This window comes from Oceanisphaera sp. (assembly GCF_048268965.1).
In the GTDB taxonomy this organism is placed as follows: domain Bacteria; phylum Pseudomonadota; class Gammaproteobacteria; order Enterobacterales; family Aeromonadaceae; genus Oceanimonas.
The window spans coordinates 58,427-71,331 of sequence record NZ_JBLWUK010000017.1; the positions used below are offsets into that span (position 1 = coordinate 58,427).

A 12,905-nucleotide genomic window follows, 5' to 3' on the forward strand; every position below is an offset into this window, starting at 1 on the left:
ATTATTTCTCCACCAGGGCCAGCAGCTCACGAGTGGCTGCTTCGGGGTTATCGGCTTCGGTAATGGCGGTAACCAGTGCAATGCTGCCCACGCCGGTTTCGGCGACCAGTGGCACCCGCTCACGACTGATGCCACCGATGGCCACCAGCGGAAACTCGGCTTTCATCAGTGCCACATAGCGGTGCAACCGCTCCAGACCCTGGGGCCGAGATGGCATGTCTTTGGTTTTGGTGGGAAAGATATGCCCCAATGCCAGATAAGACGGCTTGAGCTCACGCGCGCGCAGCATTTCATAGTAGCCATGAGTCGACAGCCCCAGCTTGAGGCCGGCAGCACGAATGGCTTCCAAATCCGCCACTTCTATGTCTTCCTGCCCCAAATGCACGCCATATGCGTCAAACTTGATGGCAGAACGCCAATAGTCATTGATAAACAGCCGGGCATTAAAGCGCCGTCCCAGCTCGACAGCGGCCTGGATGTCGTCTTCAACCTCGGCATCGGTTTTATCCTTGATGCGCAGCTGCAGGGTGCGTACCCCCCAATTCAGCAACTGTTCCAGCAAAGCGACGCTGGTCACCACCGGGTACAGCCCCAGTTTGAAGGTATCCATGGCGGCAAAGTCGCCCTGCGGATGCGGGCCTGTGATACCCAATTGTTCGGCCAACGCCGAGCCCGGCATCACCACGGCCGGAAAATCATCAAGATCGGTCGGCCAGCCCAGGTGCGCCACCGGCCCTGGTCCTGTCCCGACAGCGTCGGCGCCTTTCAGGCCCTGATTCACGTAAGCCTTGGCCAGTACCAGTGCATCTTCAATCGGGTAATCCAAAGCGATGGCCGTGGCGATGGCCGACGACAAGCTACAACCGGTGCCGTGACCGTGCACCGTGTCCACTCGGGGGCTGGCCAGCCAGATTTCTCGCGTGCCGTCGGTATAAAAATCGATGGCCTGCTCACCGGACCAATCCAGGTGTCCGCCCTTGACCAATACCGCCCGCGCGCCCATTTCCAGCAACGCAGCCGCCCCGGCGCGTACTGCCGAGGGGGAATCGGGTGCAATGCCCGATAATACTTCCAGTTCGATGGCATTGGGAGTGATCAGGTCGACTTCTGTCAACAAATGCTGCTTGATGGCCGGTAACAGGCAGGCTTCGGCCATAGCCTGTCCGGTGCTGGCAATGGCTACCGGATCCAGCACCACAAACGGCTGCCACTGGCGGCGATATTCTCGTAAATAACGCGCCAGCACGTCGGCGCGCAGGCCACCGGGCAGCAGGCCAATTTTAATGGCCTTGCCCTGCATATCGGTGGCCAGTGACACCAGCTGGCTGGTAAAGGCCTGCATCGGCAGCGGCTCTACCATGGATACCGCCAGCGAGTTTTGTGCCGTAATGGCAGAGATAACCGAGCAGCCATGGCCACCCAGTGTGTGAATGGTGTGCAAATCGGCCTGAATGCCGGCGCCGCCGCCCGAATCAGAACCGGCAATGGTCCAGACTATGGGTCTTGTCATATCAGTTCTTGCTCCAGTTTGTCGGCCAGATGAGTTTCGCGTATGCCCACTTTAATATCCGGACGTGGGCCCTGGGTGTAAATGCAGCCAGAGTCAGGAAAGTGCTCGCCTTTCAGGTACTCGATATATTTCCGAGTACGCAGGTCGCGACTGTTTATTTTTTGACATAGCAATCTCACGTTAAATCCATGTGCAGTGAAATGCTTGTCAGGAGTGTTGAGGAAGAAGTTGGCAGAAGAGGTGGCGCCACATTCTCACTTGTTTCCCTTACGCAGGTATTAGCCCGATCAGGTTCAACGGATCCCACTTTTTCGTGGTCTCAGCCCATATAGAGCACTCCGACAAGATAGCGGCCAGTATAACCAGAACCCGAACCAGATCGCAAAAGCAAAGCCATCGCCCCTCACACAATAACCGAACGGAGCCCCCTGCTGTAACCCACTCCGCCAGGGGTCAGCACTGGCCCCCGTTTATCGCTGCCAGGAAGTCGGGCACACCGGCAATATCCGCCGATACCAGCAGACTCACACCACTCTGTGGCTTAAGGACTTCTTGGCATCTCGAGGGTAAATCCGTATAGTCAGATGCATATTTCGACAGGTTTCTATATATGTTTCAAAACAACCCCCTATTAGCTCAGCTAAAGCAGCAGATCCGCGAGACCCTTCCTGTTAAAGAAGGCGTCGTTAAAGGCACCTCCAAAGGCTTTGGCTTTTTGGAAGTGAGCGAGAAAGAAAGTTTCTTTATTCCGCCACCGCACATGAAAAAAGTCATGCATGGCGATCACATTACTGCTGTGGTTCGCACCGAAAACGACCGCGAACTGGTCGAGCCCGAGACGCTGATAGAAGCAGGCGTAACCCGTTTTGTGGCTCGCGTTAAGTGGTTTCGCGATCGCTTGAATATAGTGCCCGATCATCCATTGATGAAAGATGCCATCAAGGCGCGCGCTATCAAGGGGTTGGATGAGAAAAGCCTGAAAGAAGGCGACTGGGTGCTGGGCGAATTAACCCGTCACGCCCTGAAGGACAACGGCTTTTTCGCCAACGTGGTGGAAGTGATCGCCGGTGTTGAAGATCCCATTGCCCCCTGGTGGGTGGTGTTGGCCCGTAACAAACTGGCCAATCAGGCTCCCGCAGATCATAAAGAATGGCAAACCGTGGAAGAGTCGCTGGCCCGTCGCGATCTCACCGAGGTGCCTTTCTTCACCATAGACGGTGAATCCACGCTGGATATGGATGATGCACTCAGCGTGAAGAAGCTGGATAACGGCTGGGAACTGCTGGTTGCCATTGCCGACCCTACCGCTTATGTGGCCCATAACAGCGATATGGACAAGGTTGCCGCCGAGCGCGCCTTTACCGTGTATTTGCCCGGCCGCAACATCCCCATGTTGCCGCGCACTCTGGCTGATGAGCTGTGCTCGCTGCAAGAAGGCGTAGAGCGCCCTGCCCTGTGTGCTCGTCTGTTTATCGACAGTGATGGCAAGGTGGATGACCAGGCCGAGTTCTTTGCCGCCAATATTCGCTCTCACGCTCGCCTGAGCTACGACCAGGTATCTGACTGGGTTGAGCAAATAGGTGACTGGCAGCCTGCGGACGAGTCGATTGCCGAACAGTTGCGCGAACTGACGGCACTAACCCACACCCGCAGCGCCTGGCGCAGCAAGCACGCCATCGTGTTTAAAGACAGACCCGATTATCGCTTTGCGCTGGCTGAAGACAGCAGCGTCACCGCCATTCTGGTCGACTATCGTCGTATCGCCAACCAGATGGTAGAAGAAGCCATGATCGCGGCCAACCTGGCTTGCGGTAACTGGCTGCGCGAACGCGTCGGCACCGGTATTTTCAACGTACATGCGGGTTTTGACAGCGAGAAAATGGAAGGCCTGGTCGAGCTGTTGCAAGCTCACGAAGCACCGTTTGAGCCGGAATCCCTGACCTCTCTGGAAGGCTTTTGTGCACTGCGCCGCTGGTTGGACGAACGCGAAACTACTTATCTGGACAGCCGCACCCGTCGTTACCAGTCTTTTGCCGCCATGAGCGCCACCCCGGGTGAGCACTTTGGTCTGGGTCTGGCTGCCTACGCCACCTGGACGTCACCTATTCGCAAGTATGGCGACATCGTCAACCATCGCTTGATCAAGGCCATTTTGGCCGAACAGGCTCACGATGCCTTTGTACCCAGTGACGAACTGGCCGTGCACTTGTCGGAACAGCGTCGCATGCATCGCCGTGCCGAGCGCGATATCGCCGACTGGTTATACGTGCGTTACCTGCAACCGGCCGTCGCCGAAGGCAAGGTGTTTGATGCCGAAGTGATCGATATCGGTCGCGGCGGAGTCAAACTACGCCTGCAGGAAAACGGTGCCGTGGTCTTTATGCCCTCGTCACTGATTTTGGCCAACCGTGATCGCCTGGAATGCAGCTGGGACGATGGCCGCGTGTACCTGGACAAGGCGCCGCTCTACGAGCTGGGTCAGGCGGTCCAGGTGATCATCACCGAAGCCATTGAAGACACCCGCTCGCTGATCGCCAAGCCGGCACAGCCTATTTCACCGGTCGCCCCGCAATAAGGCGCGCCGTGTCGTAGTGAGAGTCATAGCAAGAACAGCCAAAGGGCCTGCCAACGCAGGCCCTTTTTTTGGTGCCGCTAATTACCGTATAAGAGTGAAGAGTAAAATGTGAGGCGAACTTACGGCTTAAAGCGTACCGCTGCCCTTCGGCTAATATATTCACTCTTGCGTAACATATGCACAAATAGAATATAAAACAACTTATCAATCACTTATAGATCTATTAGGCTGATGAACATCAACATTCATGTTCCTGGAGTTCATCATGCGCAAATCCCTTATCGCGACCCTGCTGCTAACCGCCGGGTTAAGCACCTCCGTTCCACTTCAGGCCAAAGAACTGCTCAACAGCAGCTACGATATTGCCCGTGAACTGTTCGCCGAAATCAATCCGATATTTGCAGAGCACTGGGAACAAGAAACCGGTGAAAAGCTGGACATCAAACAGACTCATGCCGGCTCTTCTCGCCAGGCGCAAGCCATTTTGCAGGGCCTGCGTGCCGACATCGTCACCTACAACCAGGTCACCGACGTCGATGTGCTGTATCAAAAGGGCAAACTGATCCCCGAAGACTGGAAGGCCCGCCTGCCGAACGACAGCTCGCCGTATGTATCCACCATGGCGTTTTTGGTGCGCAAGGATAACCCCAAGAACATTAAAGACTGGAACGACCTGACTCGTGAAGACGTTAAGCTGGTGTTCCCCAACCCTAAAACCTCCGGTAACGGCCGTTACACTTATTTAGCCGCCTGGGGTGCCGCTCACAAGCAGTTTGATGGCGACCAGGATCAGATCCTCGAGCACATGGGCAAGTTGGTCAAGCAGGTTGCGGTATTTGATACCGGCGGCCGTGGCGCCACCACCACCTTCGTAGAACGTGGCATCGGTGACGTGCTGATCACCTTTGAGTCGGAAGTCAACAACATCAAAGACCTGTACGCCGATGATGGCTATCAGGTCGTGGTGCCGAGCGTCGACGTACTGGCCGAATTCCCGGTGACCTGGATTGACCGCAACGTCAAACGTAACGGCACCGAACAAGAAGCCAAGGCCTATCTGGAGTTCTTGTACAGCCCGCAGGCACAACGCATTCTGGCCAAGCACAATTATCGCGTGAACGATAAAACAGTAGCGGCAGAAGTGGCTGACAAGTTCCCTGAAACCGAGCTGTTCAAGGTAGAAGACGTATTTGGCAGCTGGGAACAAGCCATGGAGGATCACTTTGTTAACGGCGGTACCCTGGACCAGTTACAGGCTCGGGGACACTAAGTCATGGCGGCGCTGTTAGGGTCATCCAAGCGAGTATTACCCGGCTTCACCTTAAGCCTGGGCACCAGCTTGCTGTTTGTCAGTCTCATTATCTTGCTGCCATTAACCGGCTTGATCCTGAATACCAGCCAAATGGGCTGGGCACAGTACTGGCAAGTAATCAGTGACCCCAGAGTGGTGGCAACCTATAAAGTCACCGCCAGCGCCGCCGCCGCTGCCAGCTTGTTCAACATGGTGTTTGGCCTCTTGATGGCCTGGATTTTAACTCGCTATCGCTTTCCTGGTCGCGCCTTGCTCGATGGATTGATGGATTTGCCCTTTGCCCTGCCTACCGCGGTGGCGGGCCTGACACTGGCGTCTTTATTTGCCACCAACGGCTGGTACGGCGAGTGGCTGGCCGAGCTGGGTATCAAGGTTTCTTACACCTGGATAGGCATAGTGATTGCCATGGTTTTTACCAGCGTGCCCTTCGTGGTGCGCACGGTACAACCGGTGCTGGAAGACCTGGGGTCGGAATACGAAGAAGCGGCGGCCATCCTGGGTGCCAGCCCGTGGCAGGCCTTTAGTCGGGTGGTATTACCCGAGCTCAAACCCGCGTTGATTACCGGTACCGCGTTGTCGTTTACCCGCAGCTTGGGTGAGTTTGGTGCCGTTATTTTTATTGCCGGCAACATGCCCTGGCAAACCGAAATTACCTCCTTGATGATTTTCATCAAGCTACAAGAGTTTGATTATGCCGCCGCCAGTGCCATTGCCAGCATCATATTACTGGCCTCTTTCGTACTGCTGTTCTTGATCAACGGTATTCAAAGTCGCTTTATGCGCCGCGTACGAGGCAACAGCTAATGGAACAGACCTTAACCTTGAAAGCATCGCGCCCTTTGGGTCGCTGGTTGCTGATTGGCACCGGTGTGATACTGACCCTGCTGCTGCTGGTAGTGCCTTTGCTGGCCATTATTGCCGGCGCCTTTGCCGCCGGTGTAGGCGGCGTCCTGGAAAACCTCAACGAGCCCGACATGCTGCACGCCATTGGCCTGACGCTGTTGGTCGCCGCCCTGACGGTGCCGATTAACCTGGTATTCGGTACCCTGCTGGCCTGGTTGGTCACCCGCTTTCAGTTTCGTGGCCGCCAGTTACTGCTCACCCTGATGGATGTGCCCTTTGCGGTCTCACCCGTGGTAGCCGGTTTGCTGTATTTGCTGATGTACGGCGTGAACGGCCCGGTAGGTAGCTGGCTCGATGGCTACGATATGCAGCTGATGTTTTCCTGGCCGGGTATCGTCATGGTCACCGTGTTTGTGACCTGTCCCTTCATGGTGCGGGAACTGGTGCCATTAATGAGCAGCCAGGGAACGGATTCTGAAGAAGCAGCGGTCTTGTTGGGAGCCAGTGGCTGGCAGCTATTTCGCAAGATCACCCTGCCCAATATTCGCTGGGCCTTGCTGTACGGCGTGATCCTGACCAACGCCCGCGCCGTGGGCGAGTTTGGTGCCGTGTCTGTTGTGTCCGGCGGCATTCGGGGTGAAACCAATACCCTGTCATTACACGTTGAGTTATTGCACCAAGACTATAACGCCGTGGGTGCCTTTACCGCCGCCGCCTTGCTGACGCTGATGGCGATAGTCACCTTGTTATTTAAATCTTATCTCGAATGGCGCCTGCACAGCGCCGAAGCACAGGAGTAAGACCGCATGAGTATTCGTATTGAGGGTATTCACAAGTCCTTCGGCAAAACCAAGGTGCTGCACGACATCAATCTCGACTTGCCCAGTGGCCAGCTGGTGGGCCTACTCGGCCCTTCCGGCTCGGGTAAAACCACCCTGCTGCGCATTATTGCCGGCCTGGAACACGCCAACGGTGGCCGCATTCACTTTAACGGTAGCGATGTTACCGACTTGCACGCCCGCAATCGCAACGTCGGCTTTGTATTTCAAAACTATGCGCTGTTTCGCCACATGACGGTATTCGACAATATCGCCTTTGGCCTGAGCATTATGCCCAAGTCCCAACGCCCCACTAAAAGTGACATCAGGCAAAAAGTAAACCAGCTGCTGGAGATGATCCAGTTATCCCATGTGGCCGACCGTTTTCCGGCCCAGTTATCTGGCGGTCAACGCCAGCGCGTGGCCCTGGCTCGCTCGCTGGCGGTAGAGCCCCGCGTATTGCTGCTGGATGAACCCTTTGGTGCCCTGGATGCCCAGGTGCGTAAAGAGCTACGCCGCTGGTTGCGTCGTTTGCATGACGAACTGCACTTTACCAGCGTGTTCGTGACTCACGATCAGGAAGAAGCACTGGATGTGTCGGATCAAGTGGTGGTGATGAGCCAGGGACGAGTCGAGCAAATTGGCACTCCAGATGCTATCTGGCAGCAACCGGCCAGTCGTTTTGTGCTGGAGTTTTTGGGTGAAGTGAACAAGATTAACGGCGATATTAGCGGCAGTCGTTTCAAGGTGGGTCATTATCCGCTGCAGTTACCGGTCGCCAGCCACAAACATGGCCAGGCCAGCTGGTATCTACGCCCCCACGAAATCAGCTTGAGGACAGAGGCCGACACACAACACCCGCTGCCGGTACTGGTCACCGACGTCAACGCCCGTGGCAGCCTGATCCAGCTGGAGCTGGAGCCGAAAGATTGGCCGGGCCAGCTCATGGAAGCGCAACTGCCCCATCAGCACCTGGCCGGCATCTCTCGCGGCCAAACCCTATATCTGGGCAGCCAGGGCGGCCGCCTCTACCTGGGTGAGCAACAAGTTACCGACAGCAGCCTGGCATTAACGGCCTGAGATGAGTGAGGGGTAAGAAGTAAAAAGTGAGGGGGATTCTCCTCGCCCCTCACTTGCACTTTACGCCTCACTATCGTTAAACACCCCGGATGACAGGTAGCGGTCGCCGCGATCGCAGATGATGGCCACGATAATGGCATTGTCTTGCTGCTCGGCCAGCTTGAGCGCACCGGCTACCGCTCCACCAGAACTGACACCGCAGAATATGCCTTCTTCCTTGGCCAACCGCAGCATGGTGGCCACCGCTTCCTGTTCACTAATATCCAGCACCTGATCCACTCGACTTTGCTCGAAGATACCGGGCAGATAGGCCTCTGGCCAACGACGAATACCGGGAATATTGCTGCCCTCGCAGGGCTGCAAGCCGATTATCTGCACATCCGTACTTTGCTGTTTCAGGTATTGCGACACTCCCATGATGGTGCCTGTGGTGCCCATGCTGGAGACAAAGTGCGTTATCTTACCCTGAGTTTGCTGCCAGATTTCGGGTCCGGTACTCAACAGATGCGCGGCTGGATTATCGGGGTTATTAAATTGATCCAGAATAACGCCTTTCCCCTCGGCAGCCATTTTATCGGCCAGATCCCGAGCTCCTTCCATGCCTTCTTGTTTGCTCACCAAAATCAGCTCGGCACCATAGGCCAACATGGAGGCCTTTCGCTCTTCGGTGGCGTTGTCGGGCATGATCAGCACCATTTTATAGCCCTTGATCGCCGCCGCCATGGCCAGGGCAATACCGGTATTGCCACTGGTGGCTTCTATCAGGGTATCACCAGGCTTGATTTCACCTCTGGCCTCGGCCTGGCGGATCATGTTGAGGGCGGGTCTGTCTTTGACCGATCCTGCCGGGTTATTGCCCTCCAGCTTTACCAATACCTGGCTACCCGTATGGCTGGCCAAGCGTTGCAGCCGTACTAAAGGCGTGTTGCCGACAAAGTCCTCTATGGTCGGAAATTGCATTGTTAATCCTTGAAAGTGATAGATTTATTCCATTTTACCTGATGCAGTCATGGGTCTCGAAAGCTTATTTTGGCATCTGTTATTACCTGACTGACAAGCCTGATATTTTATGGCCGGAGTCCGGCACCATTACACCATAATCAGCCTGGCCCCCAGCGCCATCATGGTGATGCCTGACAGTCGATTCATGATCACAGAGGCTCTTTGCTGGCCCTGTAGCAGTCGTTTTAGTCGCTGCCCGAGTAGACCATAAGCCCCATTACACAGGGTGGCGGTCAGGGTAAAAACCAGCCCTAATGTCAGTAACTGAACAGGAACAGCCCCCGACTCCTGGCGGATAAATTGCGGGAGAAAAGCCAGAAAAAACAGGGCTACCTTGGGATTCAGCAAGCCGACCATCAGGCCCCGATAAAATATCCGCGCCTTGTTATGACTATTTTGTGCCTGCGGCAGATGAAACCTCGACACACTGCGCAAGCTGGTCCACCCCAGATACAACAAATAAGCCGCCCCAAGATATTTAATCACCATAAAGGCGGTCGCAGACTGCATAATCAATGCCGAGAGACCAACCACCGCCAACAGGGTGTGCCCCAGATAGGACAGCCCCAGGCCGAGTGCCGCCCAAAGGCCGGCGTAGCGTCGTTCGCTTAATGCTTGCGACAGCACAAAGAAAATATCCGGTCCCGGGGTTAGATTCAGGGCCAGACAGGCAGGAATAAAGAGCAACCAGGGATCCATCTAATACCTCTATCAAGTTCACGTCTGTAACGCCAGGCTCAGGCCAGACACTGGATAATATGCTACAACCAGTCAGCTCTACTATGTCACCATAGAGCCATACTCACTATATAGATAACAGATTTATCCATATAACAAGGAGCACCCATGCCGCTGCAAGGACTTGATGCCCTCTTTCGTCCCGCTAGCATCGCCGTTATCGGAGCCACCCAGCGAGACGATGGCGCCGGTAAGCTGGTGATGAAAAATCTGCTGGCCGGCAACTTTAGCGGTCCCATCATGCCGGTCAACCCCAAATACGAAGCAGTGGCCGGCGTCATGGCGTATCCCGATATCCCGAGCTTGCCGCGCATACCCGACTTGGCCATTATTTGTACCCCGGCTGATAAAAACATCGATATTATCGAGCAACTGGGTCGTAAGGGCTGTAAGGCCGCTATCATTCTTGCCGCCGGGACCTCGGCCCAGCAATTAACGCAGATGAAACACAGCGCTCGCACGCATAGCATGCGGCTACTGGGCCCCAACAGCATGGGCGTGATCCTGCCTCACCTCGGCTTGAACGTGAGTTTTGCGCCTTTCCCTGCAAAACCCGGCCGTATTGCCTTTGTGTCACAATCGGCGGCGGTTTGCTCTACTATTCTCGACTGGGCTCGCCATAACGATATTGGCTTCTCGCACTTTATTTCGCTGGGTGAGGCCTGCGATATCGACTTCGCCCAGTTGCTGGACTATTTGGCTCGGGACCGACACACAAGTGCCATCTTGCTCTATATGGACACGGTGCAGGATGCCCGTACCTTTATGTCGGCGGCTCGAACCGCCTCGCGCAACAAGGCCGTGCTGGTGGTCAAAAGCGGGAAAACCCGTATTGGAGCCCAACTGGGTCATTTACATCCCGGTGGCCATGTCGGCATGGATGCCGCTTACGATGCTGCCATTCGTCGCGCCGGTATGCTGCGGGTAAGAGACACCCACGATCTGTTTGCTGCGGTAGAAACGCTCAATCACGCCCAGAGTCTCCGCGGTGAGCGGCTCGTTATTCTTACCAATGGCGGCGGTCCCGCCATCATGGCGATCGATATGCTGTTGGCTCGGGGAGGCAAGCTGGCCACCCTGGGGGAACAAACCCAAGCCGCACTGGATAAGGTATTGCCCAAATCCTGGTCTCATACCAACCCTATCGACATCATAGGCGATGCGCCCATTAGCCGTTATATCGATAGTCTCAAGGTCTTGCTCGACAGCGAGGACTTCGATGCCATTTTGATTATGCATGCCCCCTCCGCCGTTGTATCCAGCACCCAGGTCGCCAAAGAGATTATTCAACTGCTGAAGAAACACCCTCGCGCGCGTCGCTTCAATATTCTGACGAACTGGTCGGGGGAAACCAGTGTATTCGAGGCGCGTCGCTGTTTTACTGATGCGGGCATTCCCACCTATCGTACCCCGGAAAGTGCTGCCGGTGCTTTCATGCATCTGGTCGAATATCGCCGTAACCAGAAGCAATTAATGGAAACACCAGAATCCATTTCCGATATGCCCAGTGATAAGGAAACGGTCGACTCGCTGATCAAAGAGGCATTTGATCAAGGCCTTTCGCAACTGGATACCCACGAATTAAAAAGCCTGATGGCGGCTTATGGTATCAAGACACAGCCGACCTGGATCGCCTCGGACAGCACAGAAGCGGCACACATTGCCGAGCAGATTGGCTACCCGGTAGCCATTAAACTGCGCTCACCGGATATTGTGCATAAATCCGAAGTGTCTGGTGTGGTGCTCAACCTGCGCTCGGCGGCAGACGTTGCCCAGTCAGCCGACGCCATGCTCGACAGAGTCAAGCAGGCCTATCCCGCCGCTCGTATCGAAGGCCTCATGGTACAACCCATGGCCCACCGAGCCGGCTCGCAAGAACTGCACATTGCCGTGCGGTCCGATCCCGTATTCGGCCCCATTATCTTGCTGGGTGATGGCGGTATCGACTGGGATGGTGAAGAGCAAGCCGCCGTCGCCCTGTTACCCTTAAATATGACATTGGCTCGTTACCTGGTCATTCATGCTCTTAAAAGCGGCAAGTTAAGAGCCAACCGTTCGCAACAGTCGCTGGACATGGAAGCGGTATGCCGGGTATTAACCAAGGTCTCCCATTTGATCATTAATCATCCAGAAATCACCCATTTGGATATTCATCCACTACTGGCAACGGGAAAAGAGCTGATCGCCCTCGATATCAGCATGAAACTGCAGCCATTTGTCGGAAACGGTCAAACACGGCTGGCAATCAGACCTTACCCTACCGAATGGGAAGAACAGGCCCAGCTCAAAGACGGCAGCAGCATATTACTACGTGCCGTATTACCGGAAGATGAACCTGCCCATAAAGACTTTGTCGACAATGTCTCCGATGAAGACAGATATAAGCGATTTTTCGCCGATGTGGTGATCGGTCACGAAGAATTAGCGCACATGACGCAAATCGATTACGACCGGGAAATGGCGTTTGTGGCCATAGCAAAAAATGGCAAGATTCTGGGTGTCGTCAGGGCCATATCGGATCCAGACAACGAAGATGCAGAATTCGCGATTCTGGTACGATCCGATCTCAAGGGCATGGGACTAGGGCGCTTGTTAATGGAAAAAATTATCCGCTATGCCCACACCAGGGGGCTGCAAAGCCTGAGCGGCATGACCATGCCCTCTAATAAAGGCATGATAACGCTGGCTCGTAAATTCGGCTTCAAGGTTAAAATACAGTTAGAAGACGGCGTCGCCGAATTAAAGCTGCGGCTGGAAAATAAAGAGATAGCACCGAACCTTTAACGGTATCGTATTCACACACAGCACGGAGGTCGTCGCACGCTTTAGCCGCGAAAACCTGCGTAGCAGGTGCTGGTGCACCCAACCCTCGCCCCTGTAGTAGCTGCTTTAGCTGCTAAATCCGGCAACGCCGGATCTGATGCACAGGTTCGGAACAATACGGCAAGATATGAAGCATCGGTGTTGAGACGTGGCTGCGCCACATTGCACAGCTAAAGCAGTGCCTACCTCCGTGCAATATTCACC

Annotated in this window: 10 protein-coding genes and 1 riboswitch; of the genes, 6 read left to right on the plus strand and 4 right to left on the minus strand. The window is 55.1% G+C overall.

The genetic code is table 11. The features are described from left to right. Nucleotide 1 precedes the first annotated feature (1 nt). A complete protein-coding gene (gene thiE / locus ACN0VL_RS09470) occupies nucleotides 2-1,510 on the minus strand; it encodes a thiamine phosphate synthase (RefSeq protein WP_417616752.1) in 1,509 nt (502 codons plus the stop codon). Then, complete coding sequence (locus tag ACN0VL_RS09475; RefSeq protein WP_417616753.1) at nucleotides 1,507-1,689, minus strand: hypothetical protein; 183 nt, start codon at nucleotides 1,687-1,689, stop codon at nucleotides 1,507-1,509. The genes thiE and ACN0VL_RS09475 overlap by 4 nt, the downstream gene beginning before the upstream one ends. A 66-nt stretch (nucleotides 1,690-1,755) precedes the next feature. After that, nucleotides 1,756-1,861, minus strand: a riboswitch (TPP riboswitch). A gap of 259 nt (nucleotides 1,862-2,120) precedes the next feature. Here ACN0VL_RS09475 and ACN0VL_RS09480 point away from each other — a divergent pair. From ACN0VL_RS09480 to cysA, 5 genes are all read left to right on the plus strand, one after another. Further along, nucleotides 2,121-4,085: an exoribonuclease II gene (locus ACN0VL_RS09480; RefSeq protein WP_417616755.1), complete on the plus strand. Its 1,965-nt coding sequence runs from the start codon at nucleotides 2,121-2,123 to the stop codon at nucleotides 4,083-4,085. A 265-nt stretch (nucleotides 4,086-4,350) separates the two neighbouring features. Beyond that, nucleotides 4,351-5,355 (plus strand): thiosulfate ABC transporter substrate-binding protein CysP, encoded by a 1,005-nt coding sequence (cysP, locus tag ACN0VL_RS09485; RefSeq protein ID WP_417616757.1) that lies wholly within the window; start codon nucleotides 4,351-4,353, stop codon nucleotides 5,353-5,355. A 3-nt stretch (nucleotides 5,356-5,358) separates the two neighbouring features. Continuing rightward, on the plus strand, nucleotides 5,359-6,201 hold the full coding sequence (cysT, locus tag ACN0VL_RS09490) for a sulfate/thiosulfate ABC transporter permease CysT (RefSeq protein ID WP_417616759.1): 843 nt from the start codon (nucleotides 5,359-5,361) through the stop codon (nucleotides 6,199-6,201). Then, entirely contained in the window at nucleotides 6,201-7,040 is an 840-nt protein-coding gene (gene cysW, locus ACN0VL_RS09495) for a sulfate/thiosulfate ABC transporter permease CysW (protein ID WP_417616761.1), read from the plus strand. The genes cysT and cysW overlap by 1 nt, the downstream gene beginning before the upstream one ends. A gap of 6 nt (nucleotides 7,041-7,046) precedes the next feature. Continuing rightward, the gene (gene cysA / locus ACN0VL_RS09500) at nucleotides 7,047-8,138 is read left to right on the plus strand and encodes a sulfate/thiosulfate ABC transporter ATP-binding protein CysA (RefSeq protein WP_417616762.1); all 1,092 of its coding nucleotides are present in this window, start codon (nucleotides 7,047-7,049) and stop codon (nucleotides 8,136-8,138) included. A gap of 60 nt (nucleotides 8,139-8,198) precedes the next feature. Here cysA and cysM read toward each other — a convergent pair whose 3' ends face one another. Both cysM and ACN0VL_RS09510 read right to left on the minus strand, forming a co-directional pair. Next, complete coding sequence (gene cysM, locus ACN0VL_RS09505; protein ID WP_417616764.1) at nucleotides 8,199-9,098, minus strand: cysteine synthase CysM; 900 nt, start codon at nucleotides 9,096-9,098, stop codon at nucleotides 8,199-8,201. A 129-nt stretch (nucleotides 9,099-9,227) separates the two neighbouring features. After that, a complete protein-coding gene (locus tag ACN0VL_RS09510) occupies nucleotides 9,228-9,839 on the minus strand; it encodes a LysE family translocator (RefSeq protein ID WP_417616766.1) in 612 nt (203 codons plus the stop codon). 147 nt (nucleotides 9,840-9,986) lie between these two features. On the opposite strand from ACN0VL_RS09510, the gene ACN0VL_RS09515 reads away from it, so the two are divergent. Continuing rightward, nucleotides 9,987-12,662 (plus strand): GNAT family N-acetyltransferase, encoded by a 2,676-nt coding sequence (locus ACN0VL_RS09515; RefSeq protein WP_417616768.1) that lies wholly within the window; start codon nucleotides 9,987-9,989, stop codon nucleotides 12,660-12,662. Nucleotides 12,663-12,905 lie beyond the last annotated feature (243 nt).